Origin of the sequence: Sorangium sp. So ce204 (assembly GCF_051526795.1) — a bacterium.
GTDB classification, from domain to species: domain Bacteria; phylum Myxococcota_A; class Polyangia; order Polyangiales; family Polyangiaceae; genus Sorangium; species Sorangium cellulosum_B.
This window is the reverse complement of sequence record NZ_CP150317.1, coordinates 6,372,785-6,390,585: the sequence shown is the minus strand read 5'-3', so window position 1 is coordinate 6,390,585 and position 17,801 is coordinate 6,372,785. Positions and strand designations below refer to the sequence as shown.

At 71.6% G+C, this 17,801-nt stretch carries 16 protein-coding genes; 4 read left to right on the top strand and 12 right to left on the bottom strand.

Annotated features, from left to right (window positions below; translation table 11 throughout):
• Positions 1 to 53: 53 nt before the first annotated feature.
• From WMF22_RS23755 to WMF22_RS23730, 6 genes are all read right to left on the bottom strand, one after another.
• Positions 54 to 1,097, bottom strand: a complete 1,044-nt coding sequence (locus WMF22_RS23755) for a hypothetical protein (RefSeq protein ID WP_438037122.1) — start codon at positions 1,095 to 1,097, stop codon at positions 54 to 56.
• The gene (locus WMF22_RS23750) at positions 1,097 to 2,128 is read right to left on the bottom strand and encodes a hypothetical protein (RefSeq protein ID WP_438037121.1); all 1,032 of its coding nucleotides are present in this window, start codon (positions 2,126 to 2,128) and stop codon (positions 1,097 to 1,099) included. The genes WMF22_RS23755 and WMF22_RS23750 overlap by 1 nt, the downstream gene beginning before the upstream one ends.
• Positions 2,125 to 3,552 (bottom strand): serine/threonine-protein kinase, encoded by a 1,428-nt coding sequence (locus WMF22_RS23745; protein ID WP_437301362.1) that lies wholly within the window; start codon positions 3,550 to 3,552, stop codon positions 2,125 to 2,127. The genes WMF22_RS23750 and WMF22_RS23745 overlap by 4 nt, the downstream gene beginning before the upstream one ends.
• Positions 3,553 to 3,855: 303 nt before the next feature.
• Positions 3,856 to 4,713 carry a 1-acyl-sn-glycerol-3-phosphate acyltransferase gene (locus WMF22_RS23740; protein ID WP_437301361.1) on the bottom strand — a complete coding sequence of 286 codons (858 nt, stop codon included), beginning with the start codon at positions 4,711 to 4,713 and terminating at the stop codon, positions 3,856 to 3,858.
• Positions 4,714 to 5,052: 339 nt separating this feature from the next.
• Positions 5,053 to 5,982 (bottom strand): SUMF1/EgtB/PvdO family nonheme iron enzyme, encoded by a 930-nt coding sequence (locus WMF22_RS23735; RefSeq protein ID WP_438037120.1) that lies wholly within the window; start codon positions 5,980 to 5,982, stop codon positions 5,053 to 5,055.
• A gap of 291 nt (positions 5,983 to 6,273) precedes the next feature.
• The gene (locus WMF22_RS23730) at positions 6,274 to 7,689 is read right to left on the bottom strand and encodes a hypothetical protein (protein WP_437301359.1); all 1,416 of its coding nucleotides are present in this window, start codon (positions 7,687 to 7,689) and stop codon (positions 6,274 to 6,276) included.
• A gap of 129 nt (positions 7,690 to 7,818) precedes the next feature.
• Between WMF22_RS23730 and WMF22_RS23725 the strand changes: the two genes are divergently transcribed.
• The gene (locus WMF22_RS23725) at positions 7,819 to 8,670 is read left to right on the top strand and encodes an MBL fold metallo-hydrolase (RefSeq protein WP_438037119.1); all 852 of its coding nucleotides are present in this window, start codon (positions 7,819 to 7,821) and stop codon (positions 8,668 to 8,670) included.
• A gap of 39 nt (positions 8,671 to 8,709) precedes the next feature.
• Here WMF22_RS23725 and WMF22_RS23720 read toward each other — a convergent pair whose 3' ends face one another.
• Positions 8,710 to 9,456, bottom strand: a complete 747-nt coding sequence (locus WMF22_RS23720) for a DUF192 domain-containing protein (RefSeq protein WP_438037118.1) — start codon at positions 9,454 to 9,456, stop codon at positions 8,710 to 8,712.
• A gap of 66 nt (positions 9,457 to 9,522) precedes the next feature.
• Here WMF22_RS23720 and WMF22_RS23715 point away from each other — a divergent pair, with 66 nt between their 5' ends.
• Positions 9,523 to 10,320, top strand: a complete 798-nt coding sequence (locus tag WMF22_RS23715; protein ID WP_437301356.1) for a peptidylprolyl isomerase — start codon at positions 9,523 to 9,525, stop codon at positions 10,318 to 10,320.
• Between the two features lie 61 nt (positions 10,321 to 10,381).
• Here the strand turns inward: WMF22_RS23715 and WMF22_RS23710 are convergent, their stop codons facing one another.
• Entirely contained in the window at positions 10,382 to 11,362 is a 981-nt protein-coding gene (locus WMF22_RS23710; RefSeq protein WP_438037117.1) for a lamin tail domain-containing protein, read from the bottom strand.
• A 235-nt stretch (positions 11,363 to 11,597) separates the two neighbouring features.
• Here WMF22_RS23710 and WMF22_RS23705 point away from each other — a divergent pair, with 235 nt between their 5' ends.
• On the top strand, positions 11,598 to 12,059 hold the full coding sequence (locus WMF22_RS23705) for a hypothetical protein (protein WP_437301354.1): 462 nt from the start codon (positions 11,598 to 11,600) through the stop codon (positions 12,057 to 12,059).
• The gene (locus WMF22_RS23700; RefSeq protein WP_438037116.1) at positions 12,050 to 13,717 is read left to right on the top strand and encodes a putative metal-binding motif-containing protein; all 1,668 of its coding nucleotides are present in this window, start codon (positions 12,050 to 12,052) and stop codon (positions 13,715 to 13,717) included. The genes WMF22_RS23705 and WMF22_RS23700 overlap by 10 nt, the downstream gene beginning before the upstream one ends.
• Positions 13,718 to 13,775: 58 nt before the next feature.
• Here WMF22_RS23700 and WMF22_RS23695 read toward each other — a convergent pair whose 3' ends face one another.
• From WMF22_RS23695 to WMF22_RS23680, 4 genes are all read right to left on the bottom strand, one after another.
• The gene (locus WMF22_RS23695) at positions 13,776 to 14,762 is read right to left on the bottom strand and encodes a hydroxymethylglutaryl-CoA lyase (protein WP_437301352.1); all 987 of its coding nucleotides are present in this window, start codon (positions 14,760 to 14,762) and stop codon (positions 13,776 to 13,778) included.
• Between the two features lie 32 nt (positions 14,763 to 14,794).
• Positions 14,795 to 16,234 carry an amidophosphoribosyltransferase gene (purF, locus tag WMF22_RS23690; RefSeq protein WP_437301351.1) on the bottom strand — a complete coding sequence of 480 codons (1,440 nt, stop codon included), beginning with the start codon at positions 16,232 to 16,234 and terminating at the stop codon, positions 14,795 to 14,797.
• Positions 16,235 to 16,491: 257 nt separating this feature from the next.
• A complete protein-coding gene (locus WMF22_RS23685) occupies positions 16,492 to 17,178 on the bottom strand; it encodes a hypothetical protein (RefSeq protein ID WP_437301350.1) in 687 nt (228 codons plus the stop codon).
• Between the two features lie 116 nt (positions 17,179 to 17,294).
• Positions 17,295 to 17,768 carry a cyclic nucleotide-binding domain-containing protein gene (locus WMF22_RS23680; RefSeq protein WP_012236950.1) on the bottom strand — a complete coding sequence of 158 codons (474 nt, stop codon included), beginning with the start codon at positions 17,766 to 17,768 and terminating at the stop codon, positions 17,295 to 17,297.
• Positions 17,769 to 17,801: the final 33 nt, after the last annotated feature.

The following is a 17,801-nucleotide window of genomic DNA, read 5'->3' as shown; positions in this document are numbered from 1 at the left end:
CCCAGGAGGGCTCAGCGGCCGCGCAAGGCGGCCGTCAGGCTGGCGGCTGCGCGTCACTCGTCGTTGAAGCGGACGATCTGCCCCGAACCGGAGTTCGTCCAGTAGACGCCCGTCCCGTCCGCGGCGATGCCTGTCGGCCCGCCTTGATTCGCCGCGATCAGCTCCGGAGCGCCGGCGGCGCCGTCCTTGCGGAGCCGGTAGACGCTCCCTGCCTCCTTGACGGTGATGTAGAGGTAGTCCCCGTACGTCGCGATCCCGGTAGGAGGGCTCGGGAGTCCATCCTTGAGGAGGGGCACCTCGACGTCTCCGTCCGCTCCGCTCCGCGCATACCGCATGACGTTGTCTCCGGTGAGCCAGTAGAGGTTGGCTTCATCCAGCACGAGCAGCCCCGGGTCGGTGAGGTTCGAGAGGAGCTCCTCCACGAGCGGCTCGCTGCTCGTGTCGATGACGGAGAGCGTGTTCTCCGCCGGATCGGTCCAGTAGACGAGGGGGCCGTCGGTCGCCACGCCGCGCGGCTTGCCGCCCGCCTCCGTCAGGTCCCTTCGCGTGCCGCCTCGCTTGGGGACCCACGTGATGCGGTCGGCGTTCGGCCGAGCGCTGTAGACGTTGTCGGCGCTCAGCGCGATCGCCTCCGCGGCGCCGCAGCTGCCCCACAGCAATTCCCCGCCAGCCGCGGGGACCGGCGCTGCTTTCGGTAGCTTCCACAGCTTGTCCCGCTCGTCCCCCTCGGCGCTGACGCATTCGCCTTCGAAGGCGGTGTCGGTGCTCGACCAGTAGACGTGCGTCGCGTCCAGCGCGATCACATCGGGCACCTCGCTGGAAGGCGCGAGCAGATCGACGACCTCCCACTCATCCTTGATCTGCCTCCGGAGCGCGCCGCCCGTGGAGCTCCCCTGCGCCCCGTCGCTCCGCCCGTTGGTCCAGTAGATCGCCTCCTCGTCGAGCGCGATGGCGCGAGGTTCTGCCTGGTTCTGGGCGATCACGAGCAGCGGGATCACCTGGCGATCCTCGAGCCCCGCGATCTCCGCGCAACCGTTGAGGCCCGGTGCGAGCGCGGCGAGCGCCAGCGTCACGGCAGAGCCCTTCGAGCTTCGCATCACCAATGGCCTCCGAGCACCACGCGCCCTCCGTCCGATGCGACGCTGGGCGCGACCCACACGCGGTCTACCGTGGCAGCCTGCTCCGGCGAACGAGGCGACATCAGCACCATCGCGACGCCGGCCCCGAGGCACACAAGCCCGGCGCCGAGCGCGATGTTGGAGACCATCGCGGTCGTCCGGGCGCTCTCGTTCGCCTCGACGTCCGCGCGGCTGCAGCGGAAGCTGCCGCTGCACCCCTCCTCGACATCCCCGGCTTTCTGTATCGTCATCACCCCGAACACCGCCCCCACGCCGATCCCGGCGATCCCGACGCCGCCAGCGACGAAGCCGAGCGCGCGCATCGGGTTGCCGGTCGCCTCGGGCTTCGCGGCCTCCGGACGGGCAGGCGGCGGGGCAGGGGGAGCCGCCTTCGCCTCCTGAACGGCGACGTCCGCGAGCGGCGGGATGGTCACCCGCGTCGTGCTGGGCCCGGGGTCGAGCGTCACCCGCTGCGACCAGGGCTGCTTGCCCGCCGCCTTGGCCTCGATCGTCGCCGTGCCAGGATCCACGGGGATGCCCGAGCCCGTGGCCGCGGCGGCGCTCAGCTCCTTGCCGTTCAGCGTGATCGTCATCGCAGGAGCCGCCTGCGCCGCCTGCGCCGCGTCGAGGACGAGGCGCGTCAGCCTGGCCTCCAGCTCGGACGCGCGCTTGGCCGCGAACTGGGCGCGATCCTGCTGCCCGGCGCTCGCCGCGAGCGAGGACGCCTCCGTGAACTCGGCCCATGCGCTGGCCGTCTTGCCCTCTTTCTCGTGGCAGACCGCCAGGTTCAGCAGCGTCCCGACCGTGGGATCCACGCGCTGGCTCTCTGCGAGCTTCGGGCAGGCCTCCTGGAGCTTGCCCTCGTCCATGAGCCTCTTGCCGTCCTGGAACAGCCCCTCGGCGAGCGCCTTGTCCGCCGCGGTCGGCTGCGCCAGGAGCGGTGAGGTCAGGCTGGTCCCACAGAGCAGCGCGAGCCATGCGCCCGCGTGTCGCGCTCGTAACGATCTCAATGGCGGCTCCTCAGCATCTCGTCCTCGCTGATCGACCTCGGCGGTCTCGGCGGGTGGCCCGGCTTGAGCGGTGCTCCGGAGGCGGTCGCCTTCGGGCGCGCGTCGGCCGCAGCGCTGCCCGTGGGAGCCGCGCTCGGCGCAGGGACCGGCGGCGCCGCCGGGCTCGACGCCTCGGTCGTGGCGCTGGCGGTCGCGGCCGGAGCGCCCGGCGCTGCAGCGGGGGACTCGGGCCCGAGCGCGTCGACCGCGGCGCGCTCGGGCTTCTGTGACACGGCGGCGCCCGGCGCCTGCGGCGCCACGCGCACGCTCGCGAGCAGCCACACGCCCGCCCCGGCCGCGCTGGTCAGCAACGCGGCCACGCCGGCGGCGACGAGCAGCCTGCGCCGCGAGCGGCGCCGGTTGCTCGTGTGCGACCATGACGCGCCGGACAGCCTGTCGCTGTCCTCGGCCGCCCTCGAGTTGAGCAACGTCTGTCCGGCCGGCGACGCCGCGCCGATCGCGCTCTGGATGCGCGAGGTCGAGAGCTTCGCGAAGCTCGACCCGAGCGGCTCGAGGGCCTGCGCGAGCTTGCCGACGTTGGCGTACCGCTCGCTCACGTCGCGCTCCAGGCAGCGCGAGACGATCCGCTCCAGCGTGGCCGGCGCGTCGCTGCGCTTGTCGCGGAGCCGCGGCACCGGCTGGTGCAGGATGTTCGCCATCACCGCGGCGACCGTCTCGCCCTGGAATGGCGGCTCGCCCGTCACCAGCGTGTAGAGCAGCACACCGAACGACCAGACGTCGGCGCGCCCGTCGACGGTCCTCGGCGCCATCATCTGCTCGGGCGACATGTACCCGGGCGAGCCCATCACCTGCTTCGTCGACGTGAGCCCCGGCTCCGCGGGCGAGTCGAGGCCTTGCCCCTTCGAGATGCCGAAATCGAGGACCTTGATGTGCCGTGTGCCGTCCGCGTGCTCGGCGAGGAACAGATTCGAAGGCTTGATGTCCCGATGGACGACGCCGGCCGCGTGCGCCTCGGCCACGGCCTCGAGCGCCTGCAGCACGTAATCGACAGCGTCCTGGATGGACAGCGGACCGTGGGTATCGATGACCTGCTGGAGATCGAGCCCGGTCAAGAACTCCATCACCATGAAGGGCACGCCGGTCTCGGTGGTGCCGACGTCGAACACGCGCGCGACGTGCTCGCCCGACAGGCGCGCCGCCGTCCGCGCCTCCCGCAGGAAGCGCGTGACGGCCTCCTGGTTCGCGAGGGCGTCCTGGCGCAGGATCTTGATGGCGACCTTCTGGTCGAGATGCTCGTTGCGCGCCGCCAGCACGACGCCCATTCCGCCGATGGCCACGACCCGCTCGACGCGGTACTTGGCTGCGATGAGCTCTCCCGGCTGGGCCAGCGGTGCGAGGAGCTGCGCGGTGCGATCGGGGGTCACGGCTGGCGTTCAAGCCTACATGAACGGACTCGGTTTTCCGAGCGCCGCGCGAGGCCCAGCGCCCTTTGTCGCGCGCCCGCTGGTTTTGGAGCGCCGCGCGCCGCCCGCTCGGGCCATGGGCGCGCTCCGGACCTCACCGCGCGCCACGGCGCCGCCATTCTCCTGCGGTTCGCCTGTCAACCGCGCAGCCGATCAACCACGCGGAAAGAGACCACGCGGCCCATCAACCACGTGGCCCATCAACCACGCGGCCCATCAACCACGCGGCCCATCAACCACGCGGCCCATCAACCACGCGGCCTATCAACCACGCGGAAAGAGACCGTGCCTGCCCGCCGCGCGGAGCTCGTCGAGCCCGGCCTCCATGCGCGCGACGATCCGCGCGAATGCGCGCTCGACCTCGTCCGGGTCGCTCGCGGCCTCTCTCGGGAGCCCGAGGTGCAGCGGGCGGAGCACCCTCGTGTGGATCTTCACCGGCAGGGGCACATGGGGGATCGGGATGCCGACGATGAGCCCCCACGGCAAGGCGAGGCCGAGCGGCGCGACGTTCGAGCGCGCGAGCTCGGGGAGGCGGAGCCACCTGGCCAGCCTGCTCCCATCCGTGGCGATGTAGAGGGACTGGTGCGCGCCCACGCTCACGATGGGCACGATCGGCACGCCCTCGCGGATGGCGAGCCGGACGAAGCCGCGGCGCCGGCCGAAGCGGATCGAGTACTGCGCCGAGGTGGGCTTGCACGCGTCGAGATCGCCGCCCGGGAAGACCAGGACCGCCGCGCCGCGGGCGAGCGCTCGCCGCCCGTTCTCCGGGCTCGCGGCGATGGCGCCGCAGGCGTTGAGCCAGGCGCCGGCCTTCGGGACGTTGAACGGGAGGTCGTGCATCAGCCCGTAGGACGGCCGCGAGGGCCCATAAAGGCGCCAGAACGCCGTCATGTGGCAGTACATATCGGGCATTCCCGTCATCGCGTTGTGGTTGCTCACGGCGAGGAAGGGGCCGTCGGGCAGCTGCTCTTCGAGCTCTGTCTCGCAGCGGAAGTAGTCGTCGTAGAGGAAGCCGAGCAGCGGGAGCACCCGGGCGATGAACGCCGGGTCGCGCGCGTCGAGATCATCCGGGCGGGCGCGCCCGCGGCCCTTGAGCGCGAACGCCGCGATCGCGTCCTTCACGAGGTCAAGGCTGGGGCGAGGCTCTCTCGGTAAGGTCAGCACCGTTCACGGTGCCCTAGCGTGCGGTCGAACCGAGGGGAAGCGGTTCGTTCAGGACGCCTGCCGCGAGGCCTCGGCGCTGGATCGCGTCGGCCACCCCCGGCGCGCCGCTTGCGGTCGCGCCGAACGTCCAAGACGCGCCGCTTGCGGTCGCGCCGAACGTCCAAGACGCGCCGCTTGCGGTCTCGCCGAACGTCCAAGACGCGCCGCTTGCGGCCGCGCCGAACGCCCGCTGCGCGCCGCGCGCTCAAGCCGCGCGCGTGTGGGCCGGATCGCCGCCGCCGGCTCGCTCACTCGACGTCACGGCAGCACCGGAAGCCGGTCTCGTAGTAGCGGAACCCGTCCCCGTGCGCCGGGTTCGTGGAGCCGCACCGCGGCTTCGCGCCGCCGAAGCAGGCGGACCAGTAACAGCCCTTGAGGACGTGAGGATACTCGTTGACGTGGTATCGGGTGCGCACCACCCACGTCCTCGACGTTTCCCGTCATGTCGTGGACGCCGAACGCGCTCGCGCACCCGGGTCGCGAGCCGCTCGGCTCGGCCTGGTACAGCGCCTGGACCTCGGCCAGCGCCTCGTCGGAAGGCCAGGAGCCGAGCGCGCCCTCGTCGGGCGCTCTCCACGTCTTGTTGTCGTTGCAGCGCTCCGCTTCGTGGGTGTTCCCGTACGGATAGACGAACGCCTCGGGGCCCTGGCACGCCGTGTCCCACTCGTCCTCGGTGCAGAGGCGCTTTCCGCGCGCTTCGCACCAGGCGCGCGCCGAGACGGCGCTCTCCATGACGAGCGGCAGGGCGCCTTCCACGTTCGGCGCCTCGAAGCGATCGACGCAGTATCCCTGGACCTCCGCCATGTCGGGCGGGCAAGGCGCCGGGGGCGTCGTGTCGAGGGGGAAGTCCTGCTCGTCGGTTCCGCCGCTGCCTCCCCCGATGCCGCCTTCTCCGGAGCCCCCGCCGTCTCCCGCGCCGCTGCCTCCGCCCGATGTCACGGAAGCCGACGAGGAGGACGAGGACGACGCCGCCGCGCCCCCGCCGCCCGCGCTGTCGTCCATGCCGGCGCCGAGACCGCCGTCGCAGGCAGCGCTGACGACCGCCACGAGCCCTAGCAGCGAGGTGAGCAGAGCGGCGAGGGGCAGAGCTCCAGAGCGCATTGCGGGCTCCTCATCGAACAACGTGTCAGGGCGGCCGTCGCGCGTCGAGCGTGCGCCGCGCTTCCCGTGCTCCGCGCCGTGGTTCATCGCGTCAGATCGTCCTCGACATCGACATTCGTCCTCCGCCTTCCTCTCTCACCGATCCTCGCGGCGCTCGGACGGAGTCCAGCCGCAGGGGGCGGCAGCGCGCGACAGGGGTGCTCGGAAGCGAAAGCGCCGGGAAAAAGCAGTTCAACCGTCGAGCCACGACGGGGTACATTGAACGTCAGGATGGGAAAATTCCATGCCTGTTCGCTTCGTTGGTGAGGTGCCGGCGCTCTTCTCCCGGGATTCTTGTTTGGATCCGGGTCGCGGGACCTGGCGCGGCCGAGCTATCCGCTAGAAGCGGAGCTTACATCGGAGGATCGCGCTCGGCGTGACGCGCGCGGCGGTCAGCCGGCTCGCGCGCGCGTCGACGCGGACCTGGACCGCCACCGAGCCCGCGAGCGCGCGGTTCACCAGGTCGCGCGCGAGCAGCCCCACGGCGCCGGTCAGGTGCGACATCGCGGCAGAGCCAGCCAGGAGCGAGCAGGGGATGGATCCAGATAGATCCATCGCGATCGCGGCGTCCGCGCCGTTGCGCTCGACGGTGCCCGTTCCTTTGAGCTTCAGCGCGCCGGCGGCGACCTCCACGCCGCTCAGCGCGACGCGCTGGCGGTCCGCGGAGAGGCGCGCGTCCGCCTTGACGGTCGTTGTGTTGCCGAAGAGGAGCCCGTCGAGCTCCTTGGGGTGGGGCAGGGTGAAGCCCTTCACCGTGAGCGCGATCGGCCCTTCGAGCGGCGCCTTGGACAGGGCGGTCCGGTCCGCCCCCTCCGCGAGCCGCAGCTCGAGCGTTCCGGCGACGACCATCGTCGAGGCGCCGACGTCGACGCCGAGGAGCGCGCCCACGGCGGAGAGCGGCGTCGGCGCGAGCTCGATCGAGGCGCTCGGCGAGGGGCGCGGCCGGAGCTCGGCCCTGAGCGGCGCGGAGACGACGTCCTCGCCGCCGAGGCCCAGGGTGATCGACGCTGCGCCGATGGACCAGGCGATGTCGGTGCGCGCGATCTCCTTGCCGGCGACGAGCACGCGAGCCTGCTTCAGGACGCCGAGCTCCGGCCGCGGCGCGCCGGGCGGCGCGGCCGCGCCCTCGACCGGGGCGGCCGCGCGCCGCTCGAGGGCGCCGTCGGCCAGCGCGAGCACCTCCGGTCCGCCTTCGTGATCCCGGAGACCCAGGCGGACGCGGCCCGTGGTGAGCGGCAGCGCCGCCGCGCGCGGGCCGTACTGCGCGACCCACGCCGGCAGATCCTCCAGGGCGTCGGTCCCCACGAGGGTGAGCTCGACGCCTTCCGTCGCGATCCGCGCGGGCGAGAGCCCGCGCAGCTCGATGGTGGCGCGCGCGACGGTGCCCGAGATCCCGCGCACCCCGAGCAGGGAGAAGCGGCCGTCGCGCAGGCGGATCGAGCCGAGATCGACGTCGATCTTCCCGGGATCGAGCGCGACGCCGCGCGCGCGGGCCTCGGCGATGATGCGCCGGCGGAGCGCGGGAGGACCGAGCACGACGAGCGCGGCGACGGCGGCCGCGACGACGGCGACGACCACGAGCGCCGCGATCAGGGCGCGGCGGCGCCGCTTGCCGCGCGCGCCTCGCGGCGCATCGTTGTCGCCGGGGGCGCGCGGCGCACCGCCGCTCTCGCCGGCGGCGCGCGGCACGGCGAGCGGCACCTCCGCGTCGGTGTCGGGGGAAGAGGCTGAAGCGGGGCGAGGGGAGGGCGCCACGACGTGGGATCCCTGTAGCGTCGTTCGGGCGCGGTCGCGAGCGCTTCGCGCGGCTCCGCGCTTGCAGCCGGGCCCTCGCCTGCGCTACGGCTCACGGAGCCGCCTGTAGTCCGGTCCCCGGAGCCCGGTATGAAGATCACCATCATCGCGAGCGGGAGCGGAGGCAACGCCACGCTGTTCGCTTCCCGCGGCACGCGGGTCCTCGTGGACGCGGGCGTCGGGCCGCGGGTTCTCGAGCAGTGCCTCTCGGCGGCGGCCGCGGGCGGCGCGGACGGCAGGCTGCTGCCCGACGCGATCGTCATCACACACGCGCACGCCGATCACGTCGGCGTGGCCGCCAGGTACAACAAGAAGCACAAGATCCCGATCTACGCCTCGGAGGCGACCGCGCGCGCGGCGGAGCTCGGCGATCCCGAGCGCGTCCGGGCCTTCTCGTCGCGCGAGCCGTTCGCGGTTGGCGCGCTCACCTTCTCGCCGACGCCGCTGCCGCACGACGCGGCGCAGGTCGCGCTCGTCGTCGACGACGGCGCGCGGCGGGCCGCGCTCGTGACGGATCTCGGCGAGGTCCCTCCGGGGCTCCTGGAGCACGTCGCCGGCTGCGACGTGGTGATGCTCGAGTCGAACTACGACGCGGGGTTGCTCGAGGCCGGCCCGTACCCGCAGCACCTCAAGCGCAGGATCCGCTCGGCGCGGGGCCACCTGGCGAACGCGCAGGCGTGCGAGCTGCTCGCGGCGCTGCCCGGCGGCACGCACACGGTCGCGCTGATGCACCTCTCCGAGGTCAACAACCGCCCGGAGCTCGCGCTCGACGCCGCCCGCGACGCGCTCGTCGGCCGGCGCACGCGCCTCGTCGCCGCGCCGCCTCGGGGGCCGCTCGTCCTCGACGCGGCGGCGCCGCCGGCACCTCCGCCCGGCGCGGCGCGCTCGTCGCTCGGGTCGCCGGCTCCCCCGCGCCAGCTCGGTCTGTTCACCGGGATATAGAACGACGCTCCGGCCGAGGATCCGCCGCTCGGGCGCGGGTCAGATCCCCTCGAGCCGCACCTTCTGGCCCGCGACGACGCCGTGGCGCCGCGCCCAGCCGGCGTTCAGCTCGAGGACGTACGTCGACGGACATCCGACGTCGAAGGTCGAGTCGGTGAGCGTCGGGGTGTTCTCCTCGATACCGACGATCGTACCGTCGCTGTCGATGAACAGCATGTCGAGCGGGATGCACGTGTTGTGCATCCAGAACGAGTGATTGTTCCGCTGCTGGAAGACGAAGATCATCCCGCGGTTCTCCGCCATGCTCGTCCTGTACATGAGGCCGCGGGCGCGCTCTTGCTCTCTCCTGGCGATCTCGACGGTGACATCGGGGGCCTTGGCCTCGAGGAAGGTCACCTTGCCGGTCGCGAGCTGGAACGGGCCGGTCGGGTCCTCGGGGCACGCCGGATCCGGGCCGGTGAGCTTTGGAGACGGTCGCTCCGGCGTCGACGGCGTCGGCTGGATGCAGCGGCCGGCGTCCCGCTCCACGGTCGAGGCGGGCGGCGTCCCGGTCGAGGCGGGCGGCGCAACGTCGCCCACGTTGCTGCTGGGCGTGAGCGGGAGCGGCTCGTCGACGCGGCGCTCGCACGCGCCAAGGGCGATCCCGAGCAGCAGCGCGCCCAGGGCGGGAACGAGCGAGGCGAGCGCGGCGGGGATGGCCAGCGAGGTGGACGTGATGGACGTGATGGACGTGATGGACGTGATGGACGTGAACGGACGGGTCGCGAGGGCGCAGCGCGAGCTCATGGCGCTTCCTACCACGGCGACGCTCGTCCTTGACCGCCGGACCGCGACGCGGGAAATCGTCGCACGATGAACGCTCGAACCCTCGCCATTCAGTCCATCGCCACCCTCGCCACGCTCTCGGCCCTCGCGGGATGTTCGAAGACCCCCGAGCCCACGGCCGAGGAAGCGCCGAAGCCGAAGACCACGCCTGCGTCGACGGGGCTGGCCGGAGGCAAGGCGGAGACGGCAGCGAAGGAGCGCCCTCAGCCGCAGAAGCGCAAGGTCACCGCGAAGCCGGTCGCCGAGGTCAAGCCCAGCGAGGACGACCCGGTCAAGGGCAAGTGGACGCTCGACGACGCCACCAAGGGGCTCCCGCCGGGCAAGACGTTGACCGCGTCGATCGAGACCGATCTCGGCACGCTGTCCTGCAAGCTGCTGGACGACAAGGCCCCGATCACCGTCGCCAATTTCGTCGGCCTGGCGCGAGGGATCAGGCCCTGGAAGACGCCGGAGGGGACGTGGGAGAAGAAGCCCGCTTACGACGGCACCATCTTCCACCGCATCATCAAGGGATTCATGATCCAGGGCGGCGACGCGAAGAAGAACGGCACCGGCGAGGCCGGTTACGTCATCCCTGACGAGGTCTGGGAGGACGGCAGCCACGATCGCGCGGGGCTCCTGTGCATGGCGAACCGCGGCAAGAACACGAACTCCGCGCAGTTCTTCATCACCGACGCGGCGGCGTTCCACCTCGACAACGGCTACACCATCTTCGGTGAGTGCGGGCCCGAGGAGCTCGTCCACAAGCTGGCCGGCGTCGAGGTCAAGGGAGAACGCCCGGTCACCCCGCCGGTCATCAAGAAGGTGACGATCACCCGGCAGTGATCGGTTCGAGGCGCCCCGCGCCGAGCCCGGGCTCCCGCCGCCCCGCGGCGAGGAGCCGAGCTCACGGGCAATCGTTCTCTTCGCCGGGCGTCGGCGTGGACGCCACGGTGAAGCTGATGTCGAGCCACTCGCTCGTCTCGTCGTGCCCGCTGATGCCGTTGCCTTCGGTCAAGAGCTCGCCGGACTCGAGATCGCTACAGCGGACGATGCTCGACCTGCTGCCGGGGGCCGCGGCCGGCCGCTGGCTGCCGCGCGCGGTGTCATCGGCATAACCGGTCTTGCCTGTCTTGTACACCATCGCCGAGTTCCCCAGCTCCTCGCCCCAGATGACGTAATCGACGTCCTTGAGCGGGCTGCGCTCCGTGCCGTCCCACTCGAAGAGGATCACCATCTCTCCGCCGTCGGTGAGCAGCGCGCCGGATTGCGCCCCGAGGGCGCCGTTCGTGGGCGCGATCATGGGCGGCACGTCCCCCCCCTCGCAGGGGATGACCGTCTCGTCCAGGGCGAAGTCGGCGCACCGCTGGTACTCGAGCTCGAAGCCGTCATCGCTCGCCAGCACGAGGCGCGCGCCCGCCGCGATCATGGTCCCGGGGGGGAACTGGACGAGGAAGTCCGTCCCTGCGCTGCCGGTCGGCGCGAAGGCGGTACCCGTGGTGATGGCATAATAAACGCTGTTGTCCGAAAGGTAGTAGTTGGTGAGGTCGATCTCGGCGTCGGTCGGGTTCCAGATCTCGATGAACTCGCCCGCTCCCGGTCTGACGGCGACCTCCGAGATCAGCAGGTGGCCGGCGGGCTCACCGGGGACCACGCCGCCGCCGCCGCCGTCTCCACCGCCCGCGCCGCCTGCGCCGCCCGCGCCGCCTTCACCGCCGCCGCCGGCCTCACCGCCGCCGCCGCCTTCGCCGGAGCTGCTCGAGGTGGTGCTGGAGGAGCTCGCTCCACCTCCTCCCGCCTCGTCATCGCCGCCGCACGCCATGAGAGGGGCGAGCGCCAGAGGGGGAGCTGCGAGGAGTGCGATGGTGAGCAGGTTGCGCGTGTGCATTGTTGAGAGATACATCAGAGCGCCGGCCAACAGGCAAGTGGGATTGCAGCCTGGGGGAAACGATCCACCGCTCGTCGTGGCGTCAGGACACTGCCATCGCTGCCAAATGCATGGCGGGCGCGCGAGGAATCGATAGCATGGCGACATGCGACGGTGCTCCTCGCTCCTCCTGACACTCCTCTGCGTTCCGCTCCCTGGGCTCGGTCTCGCTGTCGGTTGCGGCCAGACAGTCATCGTGGACGATCCGTCCGCGGACGGCGGGGGCGGCGGCGAAGCCGGCGCTCCGCCCGTCCCGACCGGCGGGGGAGGCGGCTCGGACCCGGGGAGGGACCCGCTCGAAGAGTACGAAGACCCCGGCTGTCCCGACACCGGGCCGCCGATCACCGATTTCGCGTGCGATCCGTACGATCAGTCGAGCGGCTTTTGCGCCTCGGGAGAGGGGTGCTTCATCTACGTGCAGTATCCGGACGAGCCGTGCGGGCAGGAGATCTACGGCGCGTACTGCGCGCCGGCCGGTCCAGGCCGACAGGGCGATCCGTGCAGCGGCGGCAGCCAGTGCGGCGCCGGGTTCGCCTGCGTGGTGACCGGCTCGGGCACCCAGTGCGTCGAGCTCTGCGCGCTCAGCGGCGACGACAGCTGCGATCCGGGGTTCGTGTGCGAGCCGATCGACGTCGCGGGGATGGGCGGATGTCTGTGACGACGTACGCCCTGGGTCGGCGCGCGCGCCGGAAGGCGGCGCTGGCGGCGGCCCTGTTCGGGACGGTTCTCGGCGGCGGGTCGCTCTCGGGAGGGTGCGGGGCGCGGACAGGGCTGAACATCCCGCCGCCCGCGCCGGAGTGCGAGGTGGACGCCGACTGTCCCGGCATCGAGGATCTCTGCAAGCCTGTGTTCTGCCAGCTCTTCGAGGCGGGGCAGCCCGACGGCGGCGCGGCGCCCTCGCCCGAGGGCGCGGCCCCGCGGCGCGGCGGGGAGTGCGTCGCGCTGGAGCCGATGGATTGTGACGACAGCGATCCCTGCACCAAGGACACGTGCGAGAGCGCGACCGGAGCGTGCGTCTACGGGCCGTCGACGCTCGACATCGACGGCGACGGGTTCCGCGCGGCGCTGCCCGGCACGATCCCTGGCGAGCCGCTCGCGTGCGGCGACGACTGCGACGACGCGAGCGCCGCGGCCTTCCCTGGGGGGATCGAGATCTGCGACGGCGTCGACAACGACTGCGACGGCACGGTCGACAACGGGGCGCGCTTCGTGCCGCTCGACACCGACGCGACCCGCATCTCGGGCGACATCGCGCCGGCCGGCTCGGGCGGGCTCGCCTGGAGCGGGACGTCGTACGCGTCGCTCTACACAGGGACCACGCAGGGCTTCAACGTGTACCGCTCGATGATCAGCGTCGACGGGCGGCCGCTCGCGCCGGGCGAGGAGATCATCACGCCGAAGAACGGCGACGCCTCCGGCGGGCCGATCGTGTGGGTCGGCGATCGGTACGGCGCCGCCTGGCAGGACCGGCGCGACGGCGACTACGAGGTGTACTTCTCCCTGCTCGACGAGAAAGGCCAGAAGGTGGAGGGCGGGGATCGGCGGCTCTCGAGGGCGCCCGGCTTCTCCGTCAACGTGACGCTCACCTGGAACGACGCGGAGTTCATCCCCGTCTGGCAGGACGAGCGCAACGGCCTCTTCGATCTGTTCGCGCAGCGCATCGACATCGACGGCAACCCGATCGGCGACAACGTCCAGCTCACGGAGGCGTCGAACGGCCTCGGCAACGAGGCGCCCTCCGCGGCGGCCGGCCAGGGCGGCATCGGGGTCGCGTGGTCCACGGGCGACGCGACCACGCACTTCATCCAGTTCCGGACCTTCACCGCCGAGCTCGATCCGCGCTCGGAGGTCGTCACGCTGACGACCGGCGAGACGGACGCGGTCTATCCGACGGTGGTCTGGAACCGCGATCGCTACGTCATCGCGTGGTTCGACAAGTCGGCGACCCCCAAGGCCATCTACGCGGCGGCGGTCTCGGAGGACGGCGAGATCCTCACGCCGCCCACGCCCATCTCGGACCCTGGGCCCTTCCGCTCCAGGTACCCGTTCCTGCGCCCGCTCGGCGATCGGCTGCTCGCGATCTACTCGGACGACCGCGATCAGAACGACGGCTACGAGCTCTACGCGGTCACGGTCAACGCGGATCTCGCGCCGATCAGCGCGGAGCAGCGGCTCACCTTCGCGCCCCGCGACAGCATCAGCCCGGTCGCGACGTTCGGGCCGGAGGGCGACGTGGGCATCCTCTTCCGCGACGATCGCGAGGGCGGCGAGCACCACGTCTTCTTCACGCGCCTCGGGTGCATCGCGGGCGACTGACGGCGGCCTCGCGGGCCGGGCGCGGCGCGCCGGTCGACGCCGGCCCGGCGCCGCGCGCTCAGTCCCGGGTCGGCTGGCGGCGGAGCCGGAACGGGCCGGCGCGGTGGACCTTGCCCGGGAGCGGGCGGCCGATGACCTGCTCGGCGACGTTCCCCGCCTCGATCACCTTGTCGAGATCGACGCCGGTCCGGACGCCCATCCCGTGGAGCATGAACACGAGGTCCTCCGTCGCCATGTTGCCCGCCGCGCCCGGCGCGTAGGGGCAGCCGCCGACGCCGGCCACCGACGCGTCGAAGTCGCGCACCCCGAGCTCCAGGCCGACCAGGATGTTCGCGAGCGCCGTGCCGCGCGTGTCGTGCATGTGCAGCGCGAACCGCTCGGGCGGCATCGCGTCGAGGAAGCGGCGGACGATGTCGTGCGTCTGCCGCGGGGTGCCGACGCCGATCGTGTCGCCGAGGGAGACCTGGTAGCAGCCGAGGTCGATGAGCCGCTCCGCGATGCGCACGACCCGGGCAGGGTCGACGTCGCCCTCGTACGGGCAGCCCCACACGGTCGAGACGTAGGCGCGCACGGCGAGGCCCGCCTCGCGCGCCGGAGGGACGATCTCCGAGAACACCGAGAGCGTGTCGTCGATCGACTTGTTGATGTTGGCGCGGTTGTGCGCCTCGCTCGCGCTCAGGAAGACGGCGATCTCGCGCAGGCCCACCGCCAGCGCGCGCTCGAGGCCGCGCGCGTTCGGGCACAGGGCGCTGAAGGTCACGCCCCGCTCGGCCGGGAGCGTCCGCGCGAGCTCCTCGGCGTCGGCGAGCTGCGGCACCCACTTCGGCGAGACGAAGCTCGTGATCTCGATCCTGCGGAGGCCGGCGCCGACGAGCGCCGCGATGAGCCGCCGCTTGCCCTCGATCGGGATCATCGCCGCCTCGTTCTGGAGCCCGTCCCGCGGGCTCACCTCGTAGATCGAGACCTCGTCGGCGACGCGGGCGAAGAGCGGCGCCGAGGCGGCGGAGCGATCCGCGCTCTCGTGATCGGCGGTCCCCTCGGTCATCGGAGGACCCTCGGCGCCGGAGCGGGGCAGCGTCAACCGCTCACCATCCGGAGCTGCCGGTTCGGCGCGGCCGGCGTGAAGGGGATCGGGTAGCTCCCGGAGAAGCACGCGTGGCAGTAGCTCTCCGCCGACGGCCGCGCGCCCGAGGCGTCCACGGCGCGCGCCTCGAGAGACCGCACGCTCTCGACGAGGCCCTCCAGCGAGAGGTACCCGACGCTGTCGGCCGTCAGGTAGCTGGAGATCTCGTCCACCGAGTGGCTCGAGGCGATGAGCTCCGACCGCGTGGGCGTGTCGATCCCGTAGTAGCAGGGCCATCGCGTGGGCGGGCTCGAGATGCGGACGTGCACCTCGCGCGCGCCGGCGTCGCGGATCATCTTGACGATCTTCCGGCTCGTCGTCCCGCGGACGATCGAGTCGTCGATGACGACGACCCGCTTGCCCTCGATCACCGCCCGGTTCGGGTTGAGCTTGAGCCGGACGCCGAAGTGCCGGATCGACTGCTGCGGCTCGATGAACGTGCGGCCGACGTAGTGGCTGCGGATGAGCCCCATCTCGAAGGGGGCGCGCGCGCGGTCGGCGAAGCCGATCGCCGCCGGCACGCCCGAGTCGGGCACGGGGATCACGACGAGATCGTCGCCGGGCTCGACGGGCTGCTCGGCGGCGAGGCGCCGGCCGAACGCCTTGCGGACCTCGTAGACGCTCACGCCCTGGATGGTCGAGTCGGGCCGGGCGAAGTAGACGTGCTCGAAGATGCAGAGCTTGCGCGGCTCCTGCGCGAAGGGGAACTCGGAGCGCACGCCGTCGGCGCTGATGATCAGCATCTCGCCCGGCGCGACGTCGCGCACCTTGCGCGCGCCGATGAGGTCGAACGCCGTCGACTCGCTCGCGACCACGTGGGTGACGCCGCTCCCGCTCTCCATCTCGCCCAGGCAGAGCGGCCGGATCGCGCGCGGATCGCGCACGGCGATGAGCTCGCGCTCGGTCAGGAAGAGCAGGGAGTACGCGCCCTCCACCTGCGTGAGCGCCTCCGCGATGCGGTCGCGCAGCTCTTCCTTCTTGCTCATCGCGATGAGGTGGACGATCGACTCGGTGTCGCTCGCGGTCTGGTAGATCGAGCCGCGCGCCTCGAGCCGATCGCGCAGGGCCTCATGGTTCGTGAGGTTGCCGTTGTGCGCGACCGCCAGCGAGCCGCGCGCGTAGTCGACCCCGAGCGGCTGCGCGTTCTTCAGGTGCGAGCCGCCCGCGGTGGAGTAGCGGACGTGGCCGATGGCGCGATCGCCGGGCAGCGTCGCGAGATCGGTCGGAGAGAAGCCGGACTGCACCCGCCCCATGGCGCGGTGACCGAAGAGGCGCTCCCCGTCGCTGCTGACGATACCCGCGGATTCCTGCCCTCGATGCTGGAGCGCGTGCAACCCGAGGTAGGCCATGTTGGCCGCCTCGGGGTGGCCAAAGATTCCGAACACACCGCACATGCCGCCTATCTAGTACGAAAACGGTGCATGACCCACCGTCATGGTGATCCGTCGTCGAGGATGAGGCGGCCGAGCGCCGGCGCAGGATGGAAGTGGACGCTGGTGCGAGATCGGAGCGCAGGCAGGCCTCGAGGGCGCTCCTGCTGAAAAGTAAGGCAGTTAACGAACTTCCGGCGAGCAGAGCGATGAGGCTTCGCCGGATTCCGTCGTGCCCCGCCGCTGGACCGGCGCCTCGCGCGTCGTCCAGGCGGCACCCGTCATTTGGGGATGTTCCAGAGTTTCTCGATAATCTTGGTTTCCATGGCGTCGCCGTGACACGTGCCGCACTCCATGTCCTCCTTGTTCGCCCGGGAGACCTTGTTTTGGTACTCCTCCTCCATGAACGCCTGCAGGGCCTTCTTGTCCTTGCGGTTCAGGACGTGCTCGTTCCCGGCGTGACAGCTGTCGCAGAAGAGGGTTCCGCCGCTCTCGCTGCGGAGCGGCACCACGAAGTTGCGCCACATCTCGCGGGCGATCTTCATGTCCCGCGTCTCTTTCTTGAAGTCGCCCTCGACGTGGCAGCCCTCGCAGGTGTCGTAGCCGAGCGCCTTCTGGAGCAGCGGCATCACCTTCTTCTTCTGCCCCGCCGGGAGCTTCTCGAGCTCGGGGATCTTCTTGAGGTTGATCCCGATCTTCTTCAGATCCGCCTCGAACTTGGTCGTCTGGATCGGCGTCGACTTGGCGGGAGCCCCGTGCTCCTCCTCGTGCTCCTGCGCCTCCGCGGCCTTCTCCGGCTTCGCGGGCTTCGCGCCCTCGGCGTCGGCGGTCGCCTTGCCCTCGTCCGGGCTCGACTCGCCGTCGAAGTCGTTCTTGTCGGCCGCCGTCTCGGGCGGCGGTGTGCTGGGGCCACAGGCTCCTGCGAAGGCGCCCATCCAGAGCGCGAGGGCGAGCGCTGCGTGCTTCATTCTGGCTGCCATAGTCCTCCAAGGAACGTTGAGTTCGAGCCGGACGCCGCCCCCCGTGCGGCAGGCCGCGCCGCGCAGGCGCGCTCCCACGGTCGCCGGGCGATCTGGCCGGCACTCTACTCGAATTTGCCTGAGACGGAGAGGAACGTGAGCTTGTTGTTCGTCTCGCGGAGCCGCTGGACGAGCATCCGGACGACGTTCCAGAGGACCTCGTACGCGAGCTCCTTGTGCAGGAAGAGCAGGTCCTCGAACGCGTCCTTCGACACGGTGAGCAACCGGCAGCGCTCGTGGACGCGCGCGTCGGCGGAGCGGGGGGCCTCGTCGAGCAGCGCCATCTCGCCGAACACGGCGCCCGGGCCGAGCACCGCGAGCGCCTCCTCGCCGATCCCGGCGATCTCTCGGCTGATCCGGACCTTGCCTTCGAGCAGGATGTAGAGCTTGTCGCCCGGATCCCCGTGCTGAAAGATCTTGGTGCCGAGGGCGTGCGTCTCTTCGCTCGCGACGCGCGAGATGAGCTCCAGCGCGGCCGGGGTGAGGCCCTTGAAGAGGGGGACCTTCGAGAGCTGCTCGATCCGTTCGGGGACGATCACAAGCTGCCCCGGAGGATAGCCGAGGCGCCGGGC